Raw genomic sequence first — 18,428 nt, forward strand, 5'->3', positions numbered from 1 at the left:
GCCCTTGGCGGGTAGTGGATGCAGATGACCCTTGCGCATTCGGCTTCGATACCTGGGCGGCCGGCCCTAACATCTTCTGGCAAACCATAGATGGCGGTCGCCAGCAGGCCCGGTCGCGGAATGCCACTTCCGCCAACCACGTGGCGTGAGCGGCTCGGCGCGCTTAGGAACCTGCCGCCGTTCCTCGCCATGGTTTGGCGCACCAGTCGATCTCTGACTGCAATCACGCTCGCGGTTCGGCTGGTAAGGGCTCTGCTACCGGTAGCGACCTTGTTCGTTGGCAAGCTCATCATCGACGAGGTTGTCCAACTACGTGGGCTTGCCGCCCCTCCCGTTAGCCTTGCCGCATGGCTGGGATCAAGTCTGCTCGGCCGCTTGGAGGCGCTGCTGCTCGCCGAACTTGCTCTCGCCATCGCCTCCGATCTTTTGGGCCGGATCGTATCTTTGGTGGATGGCCTGCTCTCGGACCGCGTCAGCAATGATGCCAGCGTCCGCCTGATGGAGCACGCCGCCACCCTCGATCTTGCCGACTTTGAGGATGCTGCCTTCCAGGACCGCATGGATCGCGCGAGAATGCAGGCAAGCGGGCGCATGTCGCTGATGGGCCAGCTATTCGGGCAGGCGCAAGACATCATCACGGTCGTGAGCTTTGCCGCCGGGTTGGTCGTTTACGCACCCTGGCTGATGGTGCTGCTCGCCGTCGCCCTAATACCTTCGTTCCTAGGTGAGGCGCACTTCAATGCGTTGAGCTATGCGCTAAGCTATGTACGCACACCGCAGCGTCGTGAACTCGACTATGTCCGCCAGGTCGCTGCCAGTGCGGATACCGCCAAGGAGGTCAAGATCTTTGGCCTCAGCGCGTTCCTGATCGACCGCTACCGTACGATCTCGCGCGACACCTACGATGCGAGCCGCCGGCTAGCGCTCCGTCGCGCCGTCTGGGGTTCCGGCTTCGCGGGGCTGGGTACGATCGCCTATTATGCGGCTTACGCCTACATCGCCTGGCGCGCGGTCGCCGGGTCGCTGTCGATCGGCGACCTCACCTTTCTCGCCGCATCGTTCTTGCGGCTGCGTGGGTTACTCGAAGGTCTGCTGAGCGGTTTTTCTGCGACGGCGGGCCAGGCGCTCTACATCGACGATCTGTTCTCGTTCTTACGGACCGTGCCCGGGATCAGGTCACCCGAGAATGCATTGCCCTTCCCCTCCCCGGTCCGGCAGGGCTTCGTCTTCGAAGACGTTGGATTCCGCTATCCGGGTGCGGAGCGTTGGGCGGTACGCCATTTGTCCTTCGCCCTGGCACCGGGCGAAGTGCTGGCGCTGGTCGGCGAGAACGGCGCCGGGAAAACGACACTCGTGAAGCTGCTTGCCCGGCTCTACGACCCCGTAGAGGGTCGCGTGCTGCTCGATGGTCGAGACCTGCGCGACTTTGATCTCGATGCGTTGCGCGGCGCGATCGGCGTGATCTTCCAGGACTTCGTGCGCTACAATCTACCAGCTGCCGACAACATCGCGGTCGGCCGCATCGAGGCGCGCGGTGATCGTCAACGGATCGAGACCGCCGCCGCCGCCGCCCTCGCGGACGACGTCGTCGCTAAGCTGCCCGGCGGCTACGATCAGATGATCGGCAAGCGGTTCCGCAACGGTGTCGATCTATCGGGGGGTGAATGGCAGAAGATGGCAATTGCCCGCGCGTATATGCGCGACGCCGAGGTCCTGATCTTGGACGAGCCCACCGCTGCTCTCGATGCGCGCGCCGAGTATGAGGTGTTCCAGCGGTTTCGAGAACTCAGTACGGGGCGGTCGGCGGTGCTTATCTCACACCGGTTCTCCAACGTGCGCATGGCAGACCGCATCTTGGTTCTCAGCGATGGCCGCGTAGAAGCATCTGGTACGCATGACGCCCTGCTCGCCGCTGGCGGGCGATACGCCGAGTTGTTCGAGCTTCAAGCTGCTGGGTATCGATAACTGGCATCGCTTACGCAGCGACTCACAAGGCGACATTCGCCCGCGGTTCCTGGCTCACCAATTTCGGACATTCATTCACTTTTTCGGGTGATCTCGACCAGGGCCTCGTCCACGGTGCGAGCATCTACTTTCGACAGTTTTCAGACGACTAGCTTTACGCTGTTACATGCAATTTGTGCTGGCAAGGCTGGTGGCCATCGCCCAAAACTTTAAATTCAATGTCATTAGCGCGCCACTCAGGGCATCTGTTCGGTATCAGCCCTGACTGAACCCCGCCCCATCAAGGCTGCTCGTCACTAACCCCACCGACCTAGCATCGGCTCCCGAATCCCGATTGGCTGGTCGATCTCGCCAGAAGGCAAGCGCGCAACGCCGCCGGAATGGGCTGGTACCCAGTCAGGGTACTAGAGCGGTACCAGCCGCCATAGTTGGTACTTTCTCCATAAGCGCTACCATGGCCGGCATGACGACAGACGAGATAGACCACAGCATGCGGGCCGCGATCCAGCGCCTTACGACAGGTGAGCGGGAGTGCCTGAAGCGTTGTCTGGATCATCAGACGGCCAAGGAGATGGCGCTGGATCTGGGCGTGTCTCCTCACGCTGTCGAAAAACGTCTTAAGATGGCGCGTGCCAAGCTGGGCATATCGTCCTCGCTTGAGGCGGCAAAGCTGGTGGCAGCAGCCGACGAGGCCAACCGCCTGGTACCCCAAACGTCCGGACTTTCGGGAACCAACGCGATCGTTGAGGAGGTTCCGGCCGCCATTCCTCTTCCGTCGACCACGCAGGGTGAGCGGCGCCCCTCCATCTATGTGATTTCAGGAGCGATCGTTATGATCTTAGTCGCTGCAGCCGCCCTCATGTTCTGGCTCCAAGGCTCTGGCACTGGCGGCCAACAGGCAATTCCACCCGTCGTTGCTGATGCGGCGCTGGCAACACCAGCGAACGCAGCACCAACACCAGGCACCGAAGCTATGCTACGGCAGCTTGTCGCCGGCCTCGCGAGCGGCTCACCCGATTACAAAAAACTTTCGCCTGGGTTCGCGGAGGTAGTTCAACGCGATCTCCCCATGACACACCCCATGTTCAAGGCCCTCGGCGAGCTAAAATCTGTGACGTTTCGCTCACGCGGCATGAAGAACGATGACATCTACAACCTTGTCTTTACTAATGGTCAGGTTCTGATGTCGGCCGCGCTCGATCCCGATGGCAGAATGGCGGGCGGCATAATGCAACCGGGCAACCGCATTCCTTCTGCAGCGATGCCATCACCTGGCACTGAGGCTGCAGTTAGGAACCTTGTTGCTGGCTTGGCGAGTGGCTCGCCAGATTACGACAAACTTGCCCCAAAATTCGGTGATCTGGTGCGGAGCGATATGCCGATGTCACAACCTATGTTCAAATCTATGGGCGAGTTGAGGTCGGTCACTTACAAAGGGAAGGGCAGAATGGGAGACGACGTCTACAATCTGGTCTTCGCCAACGGTGGAGTATTGATGTCTGCTTTTCTCGACGCGAACGGACGAATGGCCGGAGGGTTCATCGCTCCGCCGAGTACACCTCTCCCTTGATCCTGCAAGTGGCGGAGCGAAAAGCTTCCTCCATGAGACGCAACTGCTCAAGCGTCGGAAGCGGTTGCGTTTTTCATCTGCTTCGCGGCTTCGCTCAGTCGCCCGAGACAGGGGATTGCCAAACGAGCTCTGCCACGGCTCGGTTTGGGAGAAAACGCCCACTTCTCTGTGCAGCGAGACCCAATGTCAGCCGTTCAACGGCCAGCAGTCGCTCTTCAGGACCAGAAATTCGTTCATGTTAGCTGAAGAGATCCCGAGGCTGGGTCCCAACAACTTGCCCCACGACGAAACTCACGTAAGCTCTGACCTCTCGCCGTGTTGGCACCGCCTACCAAACCCTGGCGCTAAACGACTTGGCGATAGCGACAAAGGAATTCGAATGCTCGCCGGTGTCTGTCTGTTTGCCCTGCTTCTCACCACCACCGCCTACGCTCAGACGCCCGGCGACAGCGCCTACCATCGCGCACCCGACGCAATCGCCAAGGCGCTGGAAACACCGCCCACCCCCGGCGTCGCGGTCAGCCCCGATCACCGCACGCTCGCTATCCTGGGACGCGAGAATCTGCCGTCGATCGCCAATCTGTCGAAACCGATCCTTCGGCTGGGTGGCTACCGCATCGATCCCGCCACCAACGGCCAGGCCGAGGTGCGCGTGCAATGGCTGAACGCGCTCAGTTTCAAGGACGTGGAGTCCGGGCGGACCGTTGCGGTCACGCTGCCCGCCGGCCTGCGCTTCGCCGCGCCCGATTGGTCGCCCGACGGCACCCGGCTCGCCTTCTACGCGCAAGAGGCCGACGGCCTGTCACTATGGATCGCCGAGCGCGACGGCAACGCCCGCGCGGTCGCCCGCGGGCTGAACGGCACGTTCGGCTCGCCCTTTGCCTGGATGCCGGATGGCAAGGCGCTGGTCGCCTATACCGTACCCGCCGGTCGCGGCGCGGCGCCCGTCACGAGCAGCACCCCGACCGGCCCCGTCGTACAGGAAAGCGCAGGGCGCACATCGGCGGCGCGGACCTATGAGGACCTGCTCGGCGATGCGCATGACGAGGCGCTGTTCGACCATTATTTCACCGGCCAGCTGGTCCGGGTCGATCTCGCCGGCGCTACGACGCCGATCGGAACGCCGGGCCTGGTTACCGATTTCAGTGTCTCCCCGGACGGTCGCTATCTGCTGACCGAGCGGCTCAAGCGGCCTTATTCCTATCTGCTGCCCGCCCGCTTCTTCCCGACCGAGATCGCCGTCTCGACGATCGACGGCCAGCCGGTGAAAACCTTGGTCGATCGCCCGCTCGCCGACGATTTGCCGGTCGATTTCGACGCCACCGTCAAGGGGCCGCGCGAGGCGGTTTGGCGGTCGGATGCGCCGGCGACGCTGGTCTGGGCAGAAGCGCTGGACGGCGGCAATCCGCGCGTCAAGATCGCGTTCCACGACAAGGTGATGATGCAGGCGGCGCCGTTCGCTGCGGCACCGGTGGAACTGGCGCAGACCCCGGCCCGCTATGCAGAGACCCTTTGGGGAGATGATGGCTTCGCGATGGTCATCGATCGCGAATGGCGTACGCGCACTGAGCATCGCCTGGCCGTTGCGCCATCACGACCGGGCCAGACGCGGACGGTATCGACGCTCAACTATCAGGATCAATATGGCGATCCCGGCGAACCGCTCGTCGAAGAAAATGCCGCCGGCAAGCCGGTGATGCGCTTCACGCCCGCGCGTGACGGCGTGTACGTCACCGGCGACGGCGCGACCAAGGCGGGGGCGTTTCCCTTCCTGGCGACGATGCCGCTTGCCGGGGGCGAACAGACGCGGCTCTGGACCGCCAAGGCGCCCTATTACGAAACGGTCGTCGCCTTGCTCGACGAGCGCGGGCAGCACATCCTGACGCGGCGCGAGAGCGCGAAGCTTGCGCCCAATTACATGATCCGCGGCGTGAAGGGCGGCAGCGCCAAGGCGGTCACCGCCTTCGCCGATCCCGCTCCGGTCTTCGCCGGCGTCACGCAGCGCACCATCACCTATCCCCGCGCCGACGGACTGCGGCTGTCGGGCTCGCTGTATCTGCCCGCCGGCTACGACGCGAAACGCGACGGGCCGTTGCCGACGCTGCTTTGGGCGTATCCGGCGGAGTTCACCGACGCGAAGGTCGCCGGCCAGACGGTCGATCAGGGCAACCGGTTCGTTCGCCCGCGCGGCATCAGCCACCTGTTCCTGCTGACGCAGGGCTATGCGGTTCTCGACAACCCGTCGATGCCGATCATCGGCGAGGGCGGCGCGGAGGCCAACGACACCTACGTCAAGCAGTTGCAGCAGGATGCGCAGGCCGCGGTCGATGCGGTGGTCAAACTGGGCGTCGGCGACCGCGCCCGCATGGCGGTCGGCGGGCACAGCTACGGTGCGTTCATGACCGCCAATCTACTCGCGCATACCGACCTGTTCCGCGCCGGCATCGCCCGGTCGGGCGCGTACAACCGCACGCTGACGCCGTTCGGCTTCCAGGCCGAGCAACGTACCTATTGGCAGGCTACGCCGACCTACACCGAGATGAGCCCGTTCACCTATGCCGACCGGATAAAGGCGCCGATCCTGCTGATCCATGGCGGCGCGGACGACAATAGCGGCACCTTCCCGATCCAGTCGGAGCGCATGTACGCGGCACTGAAGGGCAACGGCGCGACGGTCCGCTACGTCGTCCTGCCCAACGAACCGCACGGCTATCGCGCGCTGGAATCGACCGAGGAGACGTTGTGGCAGATGACCGACTGGCTCGACCGCTACGTCAAGCCGAAACAGACCGGATCGACGGTGGCGGCGGTAGCCGCGGAAAAGTGATCGATGCACCGGTGACGGTCCGGAAGTAGGCAGGCAATTTGACCCACAACTAGACGCTCAGCCTGCCATTCCCGCCTCCCAACTTTGGACACCCGTTCATCTTAATATTCTGACCCGCTTCCACCTGCCAAGGTATGATTGGTGGTAAGTGGCATTTCGTAGATAGAGCGCTAGGGAACCTCGAATGCGGTCAGTATAGGGCACGGTCCCGCCGATCCTGATCCGCACTCGCCGGCTAGCCGGGCGAGCGGCTGACGCGCTGACATCATTCCTGCGATGTTGGCATCCAGCGCCGCAAGGCGTGACTGGGCGAGCTCGCGCGCGCGGCTGAAGTCCTGCGTCGCGTCCAGCGCTAGGAGTTCGCTTATCTCGTCCAGTTTTGAAGCCAGCTGCCTGCACTTAACGTATGAAGCGGAGGCGCGCACGTCGCTGGCGCTTTAACTGCGAAACCGGTCCCGCCGGGTTGAGCTGGCTCGCTAGGCACGATTGCCATGGCGGTCTGGATGCTTGCCAGAATGTGAGCCGCGTCACCAAGAAAGCTCCTCACGACCCGATATGCAAAATCGCATCGGGAACGTCGTAAACCGCCGCGAGCATAGCTTCGGTTCGCAACAGACCTTCTTGCGAAAGCTGAATACCATCTAACGCGTCTGCGCCCATTTGGACAAAACCGCGCTCCTGTAACAGCTTAAGCCAACGCGATGCCGCAGTCGGAGCCACCCCTGCATACTCAGCGACCTCAGCAAGAGCGAGATTGCGCCCTTCGGCTTCCGCCAAATATATGCCGATAAGGAGCGAACCCACAGGATCAGTGCTGAGTTCGTTACCGAATAGGTTCACGCGTGCGGTATGAACGTGGCGAATCCGTAACGCTGCTTCCCAAAGTCGTGCTGGCGGAAGCTGGCGCCCGTGATCGCGCCAAAAAAGTGTGCTGACCAACCTGTCGGGATTGGAAAAGCGAGTGACGAACAGATTGGCTGCCACACTGCTGCCGTCAGGGCGGATGTAGCGCTTTTGCAGACGGACCGGCGCGGCTCCATCCTCCAGAACCGATAACATGCGAGTGCTGCGATCCATGTCCCTGGGATCGGTGAACAGCTTGTAGGATCGGCCGACAAAGTCAGCCTCCTCGCGCTGCAGCAAATCACAGAAACCTCGATCGCCTGCGAGGATGACACCCTCAACGGTCGATACACAATGAGCCGACGGCATTCACGTTCTCCGCCTCGTCTTTATCATAGGTAGGCTCAGGCTGCTATTAGGCAACAGCCGACATGAGGCGCACGCCAAGATCTGCACCAAGCGCCGCCCCTGCTCGAATGGCTGCCCTTGCACGTCAGGATGGCGTCAAACGTGACCGCTTGTGTGAATGGTTTGTCATGCATTGGTTCAGTTTCAGTTCGGGAACCTATGTTAGCGTCAGTCGATTAGTCCCACGCCGCTGGACATGCCGCGCTACTGAGAAAATTTCATGAAAGATGAAAAACCGCCAGCTCAGCTCGATGAGGCTATCAAACTGCTGTCTCAAGCGCTCCAACTGGTTGATGCAGACAATTGCACGCTAGTTGCAGCCCACATCCAAATGGCACTTGACGCTGCCAACCAACACAGCCGTAGTCAAAACGATTAGTTTACAGCAGCCTCAACGATTGGGGTCCGATGCATCTGTGAAGCGTTAGACATTGATTGTCCCTCGGCTAGGATATTAGTTAGCGTTACCCGATTGGCGCCCCATGACGCGTTAGCTAGTTCCCGCGCGAGATGGTCGACAAGAGCCTGGACGTACAGATAGTCGGTAGCTGGCTTGCTGAGTCCACGATCCTGCACGTGGCCTCGCTACTCGAGAGCGTCAGCCCAGTACGATATCTGCACCCTACCCTGTGACGGCGAAGTGCCACCCGGTCGAGTTCACCGGGGGCGCTACCCGGCTCCCGCCGCCCGCTATGTGACCGGCTTCGCAACCTGCTTAAGTATAAGATCCTTGGCCGTGTTTCCGCCAAGAACACCTAGCCACCCGCGATACAGCGAGGCCGGCCTACAGACAGCTCATTGGAGTGACGCCCACTTGTGGAGGGTCGGGGCCATTCCGCCGTTTCCCGAAACCTGCCGTTCGTTCGTCACGTTTGAACACCTAGATCGAACGCGAGTCTGGTTGAATGGTAAAGCCCGCGAAGGCGACCATCCTACAATCCAGCTTGGTCAATCATGGATGCAACCTCGACCGGCAATACCAACTCTGACTTTGGCAGGAACCGGTTAAACGCAGTCTGCACTCGCTTGCGTGCGACCTGATATGCCTTGTGTCGGATCGCGCGCGTCGCATTCGTCCGCCATGATGGGCTCTCACCAAGCAGCGCCTCCCACTTAGCCTCCTCTGCCTCCAGGATCGACAGCGCCAAGCGCAGTCCATCTCGCCGCCCGCGTGCGTAATCTTCGGACATCGTCAGCTTCTCCGTCATGCGCGCACCGTTGGTCTCGCACCCGATCCTTGGCAAGGCAGCCCCCCCGGGTGGCACGTCCGAAATCGAATCAAAGACCCAGTTCCGGACGCTCAGCCGAGATTTCGCGCCTCCCAGTTCCGGACATCTGTTCATATCGGCTATACGCGTCGACAAGCGGCGCTTTACAGGAGGAAGTGGAGCAAAGCGGTTGCTCACGCGTCCCGGCGGAACCGCAGCTCGCGATGGGATTGGACATTACTGATTGCGAATGGTTCTGACTGCGAATGCCTGATTCTGGACTGAGAACGGAATGGCCGCTCAAGTCCGCAGCAAGCTGGCTCAGCCGCAGCTAATCTGTTCGGTCCTGAGTTCGCGCAGCAGCACTGGCTGCTGCGGCCCAACCCAAAAGCCCGATCCCACCCAGCCACACCATGAAGGCAGCGCTGTCGCCGAGCAACGCGCAGGCGAAGCCGGGAACGCACGCTGCGGCGACCAACATCGCGCGTGGCTGGCTCGCGGCCCGGTCACGGTCGCCGGTGGCGCGCCGCCGCTTCGGATCGCCGATGCACAACAGGATCACCGGAAACGCCGAGAGCAGCAATGCGCCCAGCGCGACAGCGATCGTCATGCCTCGACCGGGTCCAGGATCAGCCCGTATCCCCGCGACGCACGCGGCCACATCGTCCGGCAGTCGCGGACCAGCCATGCGCCACCGATCACGAACGCGAGGTCGAGCGCCGCAATCACCGGCTGGCCGGCGCGATCGCCTCAGCCCAGCCAGGGCCGCCGGCGGCGAACAAGCGCAGCAGCGGCAGCGTGAGCATGACGCCGCCCGTCGCGACCTTGAGCATGGTGGTCAACACGGCGTTGCTGCGCGCCACGGCGCCCGCAAGGATCGCGGCGCCCGCGGCGATAAGGAACGCCGTCATGGTCCAATAGACCGCCGCGGTCGCCACGAAGGACCGCATAAATGCAGCGAATTATACTGGCAAGCTTAATGCTATTGATAATCTGTCGCAACGATATAGGAGCGCCCACAATCGAACTGGAACGAGACGAAGGGGCGGAATATGGGGAAGTTGATCGTTGTGGCCGGTATGGCGGGCGTGCTGGCCAGTTCTGAGGCCTGGGCGCAGGATGCGGAGCCGGTAGCGCCGGATAACGAAATCGTGGTGACCGGCACCATCGCCGGCACGAAGACCGAAACCCCGCTGATCGAGCTGCCGCAGCCGCTAACCGTCATCACGGCGGACCAGTATCTGTCGCAGGGCGCGATCAACATCAGCGACACGGTAAAGTACGCCGCCGGCGTCCTCGCCAATCCCTATGGCCGCGATACGCGAGTCGACGGCTTCAACGTGCGCGGCATCAGCGCGCTGCAGTTCCGCGACGGCATGCGCGACATCTTCTCCTATTATGCCAGCATCCCCTCGGACCCGTATAATTTCTCGCGGGTCGAGATCGTACGCGGCCCGGCATCGGTGCTGTTCGGCCAGGGCTCGATCGGCGGTCTCGTCAACCTCGTCTCCAAGACGCCCGAGTTCCGCACCGGCGGCGAGCTGAACCTCGTCTATGGCAGCTATGACCGCAAGGAGGCGCTAGGGGATGTCAACCTGGCGCTCAGCGACACGCTGGCGATCCGTGCGGTCGGCCGCGTGCGCGATTCCGACACCTTCATCGATCATGTTCCCGACGACCGCGTGATGTTCGCGCCGTCGATCCGCTGGCAGCCGACGCCGGATACCGACCTGATCCTGACCGGCCTGTACCAGAAGGACGACACCGGCTCGACCTCGCAGTTCCTGCCGATCGTCGGCACCTTCGCGCCCAATCCCGACAATCCGGGCGGGCGGCTCGATCCCTACACCTTCGTCGGCAAGGCCGGCTGGGACCGCTATGCCGGCCGCTCGCTCCAGGGTGGCGGAACGCTGATCCACCGCTTCTCGGACACTCTTCGTATCAGCCTGAAGGCACGATACATCGACAGCGACCTCGAATATTTCACCCATTACGCTGACAGCTATACCAACCCGACCAATCCGTTCGCAGTCTACGGCACCGATGGCCGCACCATCGGGCTGTACGCCGAAGCCAGCGATGCGCGAATGAACGTCTTCTCGACCGACAACAACGTCCAGTTCAAATTCAACACCGGCGCGGAGATCGAGCACACGCTGCTGGCTGGTCTCGACTATAGCTGGAACAAGGTCGGCAAGCGGTTCGCGACCACGGCGCTGGAGACGGTCGATCTCTACGACATCGATTATGATGCGCTGCAGACCTACGACCCCGGCGGCCCGTTCGCCTATGATTCGCAGAAGCAGCTCGGCGTCTATCTCCAGGACCAGATCCGCTTCTTCGACCGCGTCTCGGTGATCGTCGGCGCCCGCCGCGACCATGTGACCAACTCCTCGGGCCAGGAGGACAATGCCACCACCTTCCGCGCCGGCATCATCGGCGAGGTCGGCGCCGGCTTCTCGCCCTTCTTCAGCTACACCGAAAGCTTCCTGCCGATCGCCGGCCGGCTGACCGGGCCCGGTGGCGTCCCGACCGCCCCCTTCAAGCCGCAGATGGGCACGCAATATGAGGCCGGGCTGAAGTGGCAGCCCGATCTCCGGACGCTGGTAACCGTGACCGGTTTCAAGATTAAGGAGCGCAACCGCGTCCTCTATCTGGCGAACAACGTAACGACCCAGTCCGGCGAATTGTCCACCAAAGGCGTCGAGTTTGAGGCGAGCCGCGTCCTGCCGGGCAATTTCGAGCTGCTGCTGAACTATGGCTACAGCCAGCTCGATTCCGAGGTAAACACCAGTCTCGACTATATGCCGCGGCACACCGCGTCGATTTGGTCGACAAAGACCTTCGGCGACACCAGCGAACCGCAGCTGAGGCTCGGCGCAGGCGTGGTGTATAGCGGGGAGAGCAAGTCGACCGGGACGCTCGATCCCTACGGTCTGAACGCCGCAATCGCTCCCGGCACGTTGTACACGGTCGTCACCCCGTCGCGCACGACGGTCGACGCGCTCGCGGAGATCAGCTGGGACAAATGGCGCCTGGCGATCAACGCGACCAACCTGCTGGATAACCGTGGTTTCGCCTCCTGCCTCGCGCGTGGCGACTGCTTCATGGCCGCCCCGCGCAACGTTATGGTAACGCTGGGCTTTCGGTTCTAGCGGGCGACGGCTTGGCATCACTGCTCGGCGGCATGGATGCCCGCGTGGCCAACGCCACCCCGGTTGGTTCTTCCTGCGGTAGAACCAACCGGACTACCAGCGCATCACGGTCAATTGGGCCCTGTTCGTTTCAGCTTACCCATCGGTGACTTTAACCGATTTGTACGGAGGACCGCATTCAGGGACGGTCGAGAACGTCGCAAGCGGCCAGTTCGGACCCGTTCTGCCTGTCCGGTTTGTGCCACGCGAACGGAAGAATCTGTCAGGAGCAGCCGTTCGCCGGCTAACGCAGCGATGGCTTGAAGTGGTCGGAAGCCGCCGCGATCGCCAAGACCCATAGTCGGCCATTCCCGCCCTCTCCCCCGCTTCCCAGAATCGGACGTTGACGCCCCTTCCCTCGCTTCCCGACTTTGGACGCTGGTTCATCTTTGCGAATGACCGATGTTGAAGCCCGGCTTTCCGCTCGCGAAGGGAAGGAAAGGCGACCGTCCGCTTTCGGGAAGGGGGTGGCGATAGCCGACATGTGGGGCTCTGGCGTCTTTTCGAAAGGATCGAGAAACGGGGATCATCGAGTGAATAAAAATCCTACCCCGAACAGGAACGTGGCACCTTCTAGCAGCCCCACACAGACGTTTCCTGCGGCACGCAATAGGTTGATGCTCAGCGCCTGTGCGAACCATCGCGTTTCTACGATCCAGAAATTCACGATGCTCAATCCGACGAGCCAATGGCCTACCATACGCGTCACTTCGTGATGGTCGGCACCAAAGCTGCTGCCGACACTCAAGCCGAGAGCAAAAACTGCGGCCGGATAACATTGCTCGTAGAATGGCTGCTGCAGAGAACCGCGATCAAGCTTGATATGCCGCTGGCGCACCATGCGCGCTGCCAGAAAAAGTGGGAAGCCAGCGAAGACGACGACGCGCAGAACAAGAGCGCTTGCATTGTCGTTGACCAGGTCAGCGAGGCCGTGATGATTTGCGATAATCGTGTCGGTCTGGCCCAGCGCCGTCGCGACGGTGTGGCCCAGCAACAGCGTTAGAGCCAAAAAAAGGGGTGGGCTGAGCACCGACGCGTATCGTTCGTCGTCAGGAAGCGCCGCTTCGCGCTCGATCTCCTTCATCGTATCGATCGGTCGCAACAGAGCCTGCCAAAGCGTCAGGGGGAAGAAGATCACCCAGCTCATGACCTCGTATAGGAGTTCATCGAGCGAATTTAGCCACTTCATAAAGTCCATATCGCATGATGTGCGATACGGACCTTGATCGCAACGGTTCGCTAGTCGTTATCGTTGAGTTTCTGAAGGTCGCCCACAGCGGAGCCCGCGGCGGGAATAAGTGTTTGAGATGCATTGACAGTGATGGACGCCGTCGTCCCGATTCCATAAACTCCCTGCATTGATGGAGAGGTAGTTTCGAGCCAACGGGAGAGTCGCCATGCGTTATCCAGCACACCTGTCGCAGATCACGACCGCACTGCTTTTGGTAACAGTATTGCCGGCGGTTGCCGATGCGCAATCCACGGGTCTCGAGGACATGGTCGGCGCGCGTGCCGGCCAGGGCGAGATGGAGCTGCAGCGGCGTGGCTACGTCAACATTCGCGGTGAGCAGGGTGACGATCGCGCCTATACCTATTGGTGGAACGCCGATCGCCGCCAGTGCGTCAGCATCGCTACGATGGAAGGCCGTTACAATTCCGTCCAGCCGACCACGCCGCCGGATTGCAGGAAGCCGGCGAGCCTTCGTCCCAACCCCAACTATGGTGGTCCGCCTGCGTCCCGGCCACGGCCCGACTATGACCCCGATCCGGCATATGGACGCGCGCCAACGGCCCCCGGTGGCGGCCAGGCCGGCTATCCATCGGGTGGGCCGATAGTCGATGGAAGGAACGTGGAGCTGGGGCTCGTCTGTTTTGGCGACGGGTCGAAAACCGGTTTCGCCAGCGGTACGACATGGAATTGGAACCATGATCGTGATCGCTATGAGTCCGGCAATTATACCGAAACCAGACGGGAGGTCTTCGATGCCTCGCTCACGATCCAGACTTGGCCAGGGGGTGGACGTATTCGGCTACCCAAGTCGCTGATCCCGCCGATCAATTCGCGTGGCGATCAGGGATGGTGGGACTTGCGCGACGTATCTGTGACCCCCGATACGATCCGGGCCAGTTACCGCCTGAACGGGCTGAACAAGCCACGGCTTACGATCGACCGGCGCAGCGGCCGAGTCACGGTCGAGGGCATGAGCAACTATGGATTTCGAGGCACGTGCGACATGATCGGGCACGAACCGCGCCGCTTCTAGAGTAGCGCTTAACGAATGGCCGGTATTGGTCGCCCCGATCGCCAGCGTGGACGACCGGGTTTGGGCGATATCGACATCAACCCATCAGATAGACGGCAAGGGTAATTGCCCCGACAGTTAGCGCTAGAACGGCAAGGATGCTAACGATCCATGTGGCTGCTCGACCGAACCGATCATCGACCCAACCGACAACATCTTCCGCGATGAATGTCATGAACATCTCCATCGACTGAGCCTACCGCATTGACGAACGGCAGCAATCGGGAAATTCGATAGAGGGTATGAATGTCCGCAAGTGGGCGAACGTACCCTTCACTTGCTGCGTACGGCCAGACCCATACCCGGACATTCGCGCTACGTCCGCAGCTCCCCAACTTCAGACACTCATTCGTATCTGTGCGGGTAGCTATTTTAGTACGATTTCGACAGAAAAGCGGTCAGTCCACATCCGCTAAGGCAACAGCGATAGCTGACATTAAGTCGTCGCCGCCTTTTCCATAAAGATTGGATTGTGGGAAGGCGGCTACGCCGCCGCAATCGGGAGGCATCGCGCTTAAGCCACCGAACAGTCCGTTACCCCGCTGCGTCAGGACATGCTTGACGACATGGCGATGCGTTCGATGTGCCCTCGCCATGAGGATCGGTGCAGCATAAGACTGCGTGATGAGGATCGCGATCATCGACACGAGCACGACGCGTGCTGCGATCATTTCGGAAGGCCTGCGTGAGGCCGGACTCGACGATATCGTCGTTATCGACGGCATGCTCGGGATGGTCGCGGCTTTGGAGAAGGCAGCGCCCGAAGTAGTGCTGATCAACCTCGAAAATCCAAGTCGCGACGTGCTCGAGGAGTTCTTTGCCGTATCGCGCGCCCTCGCCCGACCGATCGCGATGTTTGTCGACCAGAGCGATGCGGAGTCCACGAACGCAGCGGTCGATGCAGGCGTGTCCGCCTACATTGTCGACGGGCTCGCCAAGCAGCGGATCAAGCCGGTCATCGACCTCGCGATCCGCCGGTTCCAGGCGTTCGCGCGGTTGCAGGCCGAACTGCACGAAGCCCGCAGCGCGCTCGCCGATCGCACCACCGTCGACCGTGCCAAGGCGATCTTGATGAAGCGCCGCGGTATCGACGAGCCGACCGCGTATGGCCTGCTTCGCGCGCAGGCGATGCGATCCAACCGCAGGATCGCCGAGATCGCCGACGCTATCATCACCAGCGACGCGCTCATGGGAGATTTGTGATGGCGCTCGACCGGGTCCGCATCGGTTTCCTGCCGCTGGTCGATGCCGCGCTGCCGATCCTCGCGCGCGAACGCGGCTTCGCGGAGGCCGAGGGGCTGGAGATCGAACTCGTCCGCGACATGACCTGGGCGACGGTGCGAGATCGGCTACTCTACGGCCATACCGATGCCGCACACATGGTCGCACCGCTGGCGATCGCGACCGCGCTCGGGCGTGGGCGGCCGGCGGTGACGATGGCGGTACCGTTCGTGCTGGGGCTCAACGGCAACGCGATCACGCTGTCGTTGCCGCTCGCTGCGCAGGTGATGGATGGGGATGCGCTGGGTGATCCGATCGTGTTGGGTGCGCGGCTTAAGGCGGTCGCGGCCAAGCGCGCAGCGGCCGGGCGGCGGCTGCGGTTCGGCGTAGTGCATCGCTATTCGAGCCATAACTACATGCTGCGCTACTGGCTCGCGGCGGTCGGCATCCGCCCGGATACCGACGTCGAGATCGTTACGACCAGCCCGACCTTCGCCGCCGATGCGCTGGCGGCGGGCGAGGTAGACGGCATCTGCGTCGGCGAGCCTTGGAATGGCGTCGCGGTCGATCGCGGCGTCGGGCGGATCGCGTTGGTAACGGCGCAGGTCTGGCAGCGTGGCGTCGAGAAGGTGCTGGCAATGCGCGCGGCGACGCTGGCCGAGCGTGGCGACGTCGTCCACCGGCTGATCCGGGCGCTGCACGCTGCGGCTGCGCAGTTCATCGATCCGGATACGCTCGAGGAGAATGCGGCGATACTTGCTCGCGCGGAGTATCTTGATGCCCCGGTCGATGCGGTGTCACGGGCGATCGGCGACCGGGTGCGGCTGGTGAAGGACGCGGTGCCGATCCACGTTCCCGATTTCATGTTCCAGTACCGCGAGGCGGCGAACTTCCCGTGGCGCAGTCAGGCGGCATGGCTGTACTCGCAGATGGTGCGGTGGGACGGTACGCCCTTCTCGGCCGAGGAGGCGGACGTCGCGCAAGGTGTGTTCAGGCCAGACATTTATCGCGCTGCGCTGGCCGGGTCGGGCGCGCCTTTGCCGAATGCCAGTTCGAAGCTCGAAGGGGCTATCGGCGCTGACAGCATTGGGGCGGGATCGACGCAGGGGCGGTTGATCCTCGGGCGCGATGCGTTTTTCGATCGGCGGGCGTTCGATCCGGATGATATCGAGGGGTATCTGGCCGGCTTGCCCTGAACTCTCTTCTCCCCTCCCTGGAAGGGAGGGGAGTTTTAGCGGCCAATCGCCCAGCCAAACCCAAATCTGCTGCACCCGCGAAATGACGCTTGCGCGATACGGCCACTTCGGTCATCTTCGCACCGTCCGGCAAGGGAGCCGGACACGAAATCATCGCGAGACCGGTTCCAACGACGGGACCTGACCGCGTAGGGCGATCCACCGATCGTCCATAGGCAACGAAGCCGCTCCGATGCGTCCGCAAGGTCGCCGTCGGGGCGGCTTTTTCTTTGTCCGCCGCAGATGGAGGGCCGACCATGTTGTTCGCATCACCGGGTATCGACACCGCCGCACCCAAGGCTACCAGGATCGACCTGTTCAGCGCCGCCACGCCGCAGATGCGCGCGTTCCACGTCACGTGGCTAGCGTTCTTCGTGTGCTTCTTCGCGTGGTTCGCCGCCGCGCCGTTGATGCCGCTGATCAAGGCCGAGTTCGGCTTGAGCAAGGATCAGATCGCCAACATCAACATCGCCGCGGTCGCGGTGACGATCCTGGTGCGGCTGGTGGTCGGACCGCTCTGCGACCGGTTCGGCCCCCGGCGCACCTATACGTGGCTGCTGCTGCTCGGCACGGTCCCGGTGTTCGGGCTGGCGTTCGCTCAGACCTACGAGACGTTCCTGTTCTTCCGCCTCGCGATCGGCGCGATCGGCGCGTCGTTCGTGATCACGCAATATCATACCAGCGTGATGTTCGCGCCCAACGTCGTCGGCACCGCCAACGCGACCGTCGGCGGCTGGGGCAATGCCGGCGGCGGCGCGGCGCAGAGCCTGATGCCGCTGGTCGTCGCGGCGCTCGTCGGGCTCGGCGTCGAGCACGCGTTCGGCTGGCGTGCGGCGATGTTCGTGCCGGGGCTAGCGATGCTCGCGATGGCGTTGGTCTATGCGCGCTACACGCAGGACACGCCGCAGGGCGACATCGTCGACCTCCGCGCGGCGGGCATCGAACTCGACGGCGGCAAGGCAACGGGCATGGCGATCTTCCGCCGCGCCGCCGCCAATTACCGCACCTGGATGCTGGCTGCGACCTATGGCGCGTGCTTCGGGGTCGAGATCTTCATTCATAATATTGCCGCAAGTTATTACGTCGACCGGTTCGGCCTTTCACTGACCAATGCGGGCCTCGCCGCCGGGATCTTCGGTGGTCTCGCGCTGTTCGCCCGTGCGCTCGGGGGAATCGCCAGCGATCGGATCGCGCTCGTGAAGGGCCTCGATGGCCGCGCGTTGCTGTTGTTCGCGCTGATGCTCGGCGAAGGCGGCGGACTGGTGCTGTTCGGTCATGCCGGCAGCGTCACGCTCGCGATCCTGGCGATGACGATATTCGGGCTGTTCACGCACATGGCGTGCGGCGCGACCTATGCGCTGGTGCCGTTCATCGACCGCAAGGCGCTGGGCGGTGTCGCCGGGCTGATCGGCGCGGGCGGCAACATCGGCGCGGTCGCGGCGGGGTTCCTCAACAAGGCGTCGGCCACCCCGCAGCAATGTCTCATCGTGCTCGGCTACGTCGTCGCAGGCACCGCGGTCTGCGCGCTCGCCGTCCGCTTCTCCGCCACGCACAAATCGGACGAGCGCGCGCTGCTCGACGCGGCGCTCGACGCACGCCGCACCAGCGACCGCTCGGTCAACGGCGCGCTCCCCGCATGACCCTCCCTTCCCCG

Annotated in this window: 18 protein-coding genes; 9 read left to right on the top strand and 9 right to left on the bottom strand. The window is 62.6% G+C overall.

The genetic code is table 11. The features are described from left to right. Window positions 1-270 precede the first annotated feature (270 nt). The 3 genes from ASF00_RS07895 (at window position 271) to ASF00_RS07905 (ending at window position 6,362) form a co-directional block, all read left to right on the top strand. Window positions 271-1,965, top strand: coding sequence for an ABC transporter ATP-binding protein (locus ASF00_RS07895; RefSeq protein WP_235525674.1), 1,695 nt, complete (start codon window positions 271-273; stop codon window positions 1,963-1,965). A gap of 454 nt (window positions 1,966-2,419) precedes the next feature. Further along, window positions 2,420-3,535, top strand: coding sequence for a sigma factor-like helix-turn-helix DNA-binding protein (locus ASF00_RS07900; RefSeq protein ID WP_055876670.1), 1,116 nt, complete (start codon window positions 2,420-2,422; stop codon window positions 3,533-3,535). Between the two features lie 379 nt (window positions 3,536-3,914). Beyond that, on the top strand, window positions 3,915-6,362 hold the full coding sequence (locus ASF00_RS07905; protein WP_055876673.1) for an alpha/beta hydrolase family protein: 2,448 nt from the start codon (window positions 3,915-3,917) through the stop codon (window positions 6,360-6,362). A gap of 170 nt (window positions 6,363-6,532) precedes the next feature. Here ASF00_RS07905 and ASF00_RS18375 read toward each other — a convergent pair whose 3' ends face one another. Further along, window positions 6,533-6,787: a MerR family DNA-binding protein gene (locus tag ASF00_RS18375; RefSeq protein WP_443024389.1), complete on the bottom strand. Its 255-nt coding sequence runs from the start codon at window positions 6,785-6,787 to the stop codon at window positions 6,533-6,535. A gap of 118 nt (window positions 6,788-6,905) precedes the next feature. Next, on the bottom strand, window positions 6,906-7,574 hold the full coding sequence (locus tag ASF00_RS07910) for a helix-turn-helix domain-containing protein (protein WP_055876676.1): 669 nt from the start codon (window positions 7,572-7,574) through the stop codon (window positions 6,906-6,908). 259 nt (window positions 7,575-7,833) lie between these two features. On the opposite strand from ASF00_RS07910, the gene ASF00_RS18380 reads away from it, so the two are divergent. Beyond that, entirely contained in the window at window positions 7,834-7,992 is a 159-nt protein-coding gene (locus ASF00_RS18380) for a hypothetical protein (protein ID WP_156348233.1), read from the top strand. A gap of 553 nt (window positions 7,993-8,545) precedes the next feature. Here ASF00_RS18380 and ASF00_RS07915 read toward each other — a convergent pair. The 4 genes from ASF00_RS07915 to ASF00_RS07925 all read right to left on the bottom strand — a co-directional run bounded on the left by ASF00_RS07915 (window position 8,546) and on the right by ASF00_RS07925 (window position 9,771). After that, complete coding sequence (locus ASF00_RS07915; RefSeq protein ID WP_235525675.1) at window positions 8,546-8,821, bottom strand: hypothetical protein; 276 nt, start codon at window positions 8,819-8,821, stop codon at window positions 8,546-8,548. Between the two features lie 331 nt (window positions 8,822-9,152). Next, complete coding sequence (locus tag ASF00_RS07920) at window positions 9,153-9,431, bottom strand: hypothetical protein (protein WP_055876679.1); 279 nt, start codon at window positions 9,429-9,431, stop codon at window positions 9,153-9,155. After that, a complete protein-coding gene (locus tag ASF00_RS19145) occupies window positions 9,428-9,550 on the bottom strand; it encodes a hypothetical protein (protein ID WP_268795091.1) in 123 nt (40 codons plus the stop codon). The genes ASF00_RS07920 and ASF00_RS19145 overlap by 4 nt, the downstream gene beginning before the upstream one ends. Then, the gene (locus tag ASF00_RS07925; protein ID WP_055876682.1) at window positions 9,547-9,771 is read right to left on the bottom strand and encodes a hypothetical protein; all 225 of its coding nucleotides are present in this window, start codon (window positions 9,769-9,771) and stop codon (window positions 9,547-9,549) included. The genes ASF00_RS19145 and ASF00_RS07925 overlap by 4 nt, the downstream gene beginning before the upstream one ends. Window positions 9,772-9,873: 102 nt before the next feature. On the opposite strand from ASF00_RS07925, the gene ASF00_RS07930 reads away from it, so the two are divergent. Next, complete coding sequence (locus ASF00_RS07930) at window positions 9,874-11,976, top strand: TonB-dependent siderophore receptor (RefSeq protein WP_055876687.1); 2,103 nt, start codon at window positions 9,874-9,876, stop codon at window positions 11,974-11,976. A 565-nt stretch (window positions 11,977-12,541) separates the two neighbouring features. Here the strand turns inward: ASF00_RS07930 and ASF00_RS07935 are convergent. Then, on the bottom strand, window positions 12,542-13,204 hold the full coding sequence (locus tag ASF00_RS07935) for a hypothetical protein (RefSeq protein WP_156348234.1): 663 nt from the start codon (window positions 13,202-13,204) through the stop codon (window positions 12,542-12,544). Window positions 13,205-13,412: 208 nt separating this feature from the next. On the opposite strand from ASF00_RS07935, the gene ASF00_RS07940 reads away from it, so the two are divergent. Beyond that, the gene (locus ASF00_RS07940) at window positions 13,413-14,279 is read left to right on the top strand and encodes a hypothetical protein (RefSeq protein ID WP_055876696.1); all 867 of its coding nucleotides are present in this window, start codon (window positions 13,413-13,415) and stop codon (window positions 14,277-14,279) included. Between the two features lie 76 nt (window positions 14,280-14,355). Here ASF00_RS07940 and ASF00_RS18385 read toward each other — a convergent pair whose 3' ends face one another. Both ASF00_RS18385 and ASF00_RS18390 read right to left on the bottom strand, forming a co-directional pair. Beyond that, window positions 14,356-14,493: a hypothetical protein gene (locus ASF00_RS18385; RefSeq protein ID WP_156348235.1), complete on the bottom strand. Its 138-nt coding sequence runs from the start codon at window positions 14,491-14,493 to the stop codon at window positions 14,356-14,358. 223 nt (window positions 14,494-14,716) lie between these two features. After that, window positions 14,717-14,959 carry a hypothetical protein gene (locus ASF00_RS18390; protein WP_156348236.1) on the bottom strand — a complete coding sequence of 81 codons (243 nt, stop codon included), beginning with the start codon at window positions 14,957-14,959 and terminating at the stop codon, window positions 14,717-14,719. Here ASF00_RS18390 and ASF00_RS07945 point away from each other — a divergent pair. The 3 genes from ASF00_RS07945 to ASF00_RS07955 all read left to right on the top strand — a co-directional run bounded on the left by ASF00_RS07945 (window position 14,943) and on the right by ASF00_RS07955 (window position 18,414). Further along, window positions 14,943-15,521, top strand: coding sequence for an ANTAR domain-containing response regulator (locus tag ASF00_RS07945; RefSeq protein WP_055876699.1), 579 nt, complete (start codon window positions 14,943-14,945; stop codon window positions 15,519-15,521). The two genes, ASF00_RS18390 and ASF00_RS07945, sit on opposite strands and share 17 nt — an antisense overlap. After that, window positions 15,521-16,735, top strand: a complete 1,215-nt coding sequence (locus ASF00_RS07950; RefSeq protein WP_055876703.1) for a CmpA/NrtA family ABC transporter substrate-binding protein — start codon at window positions 15,521-15,523, stop codon at window positions 16,733-16,735. Before ASF00_RS07945 ends, ASF00_RS07950 begins: the two co-directional genes overlap by 1 nt. Window positions 16,736-17,031: 296 nt before the next feature. Next, the gene (locus ASF00_RS07955) at window positions 17,032-18,414 is read left to right on the top strand and encodes an MFS transporter (protein WP_055876706.1); all 1,383 of its coding nucleotides are present in this window, start codon (window positions 17,032-17,034) and stop codon (window positions 18,412-18,414) included. The last annotated feature ends 14 nt before the right edge of the window (window positions 18,415-18,428 follow it).

The organism is Sphingomonas sp. Leaf34 (assembly GCF_001421805.1).
Taxonomy (GTDB): Bacteria; Pseudomonadota; Alphaproteobacteria; order Sphingomonadales; family Sphingomonadaceae; genus Sphingomonas.

Coding starts and splice junctions, on each gene's coding strand:
- ASF00_RS07955 (WP_055876706.1), top strand. CDS start 17,032: ATGTTGTTCGCATCACCGGGTATCGACACCGCCGCACCCAAGGCTACC.
- ASF00_RS07935 (WP_156348234.1), bottom strand. CDS start 13,204: ATGAAGTGGCTAAATTCGCTCGATGAACTCCTATACGAGGTCATGAGC.
- ASF00_RS18380 (WP_156348233.1), top strand. CDS start 7,834: ATGAAAGATGAAAAACCGCCAGCTCAGCTCGATGAGGCTATCAAACTG.
- ASF00_RS07900 (WP_055876670.1), top strand. CDS start 2,420: ATGGCCGGCATGACGACAGACGAGATAGACCACAGCATGCGGGCCGCG.
- ASF00_RS07905 (WP_055876673.1), top strand. CDS start 3,915: ATGCTCGCCGGTGTCTGTCTGTTTGCCCTGCTTCTCACCACCACCGCC.
- ASF00_RS18390 (WP_156348236.1), bottom strand. CDS start 14,959: ATGATCGCGATCCTCATCACGCAGTCTTATGCTGCACCGATCCTCATG.
- ASF00_RS07920 (WP_055876679.1), bottom strand. CDS start 9,431: ATGACGATCGCTGTCGCGCTGGGCGCATTGCTGCTCTCGGCGTTTCCG.
- ASF00_RS07940 (WP_055876696.1), top strand. CDS start 13,413: ATGCGTTATCCAGCACACCTGTCGCAGATCACGACCGCACTGCTTTTG.
- ASF00_RS18385 (WP_156348235.1), bottom strand. CDS start 14,493: ATGACATTCATCGCGGAAGATGTTGTCGGTTGGGTCGATGATCGGTTC.
- ASF00_RS07910 (WP_055876676.1), bottom strand. CDS start 7,574: ATGCCGTCGGCTCATTGTGTATCGACCGTTGAGGGTGTCATCCTCGCA.
- ASF00_RS07915 (WP_235525675.1), bottom strand. CDS start 8,821: ATGACGGAGAAGCTGACGATGTCCGAAGATTACGCACGCGGGCGGCGA.
- ASF00_RS07930 (WP_055876687.1), top strand. CDS start 9,874: ATGGGGAAGTTGATCGTTGTGGCCGGTATGGCGGGCGTGCTGGCCAGT.
- ASF00_RS07925 (WP_055876682.1), bottom strand. CDS start 9,771: ATGCGGTCCTTCGTGGCGACCGCGGCGGTCTATTGGACCATGACGGCG.
- ASF00_RS07950 (WP_055876703.1), top strand. CDS start 15,521: ATGGCGCTCGACCGGGTCCGCATCGGTTTCCTGCCGCTGGTCGATGCC.
- ASF00_RS07945 (WP_055876699.1), top strand. CDS start 14,943: ATGAGGATCGCGATCATCGACACGAGCACGACGCGTGCTGCGATCATT.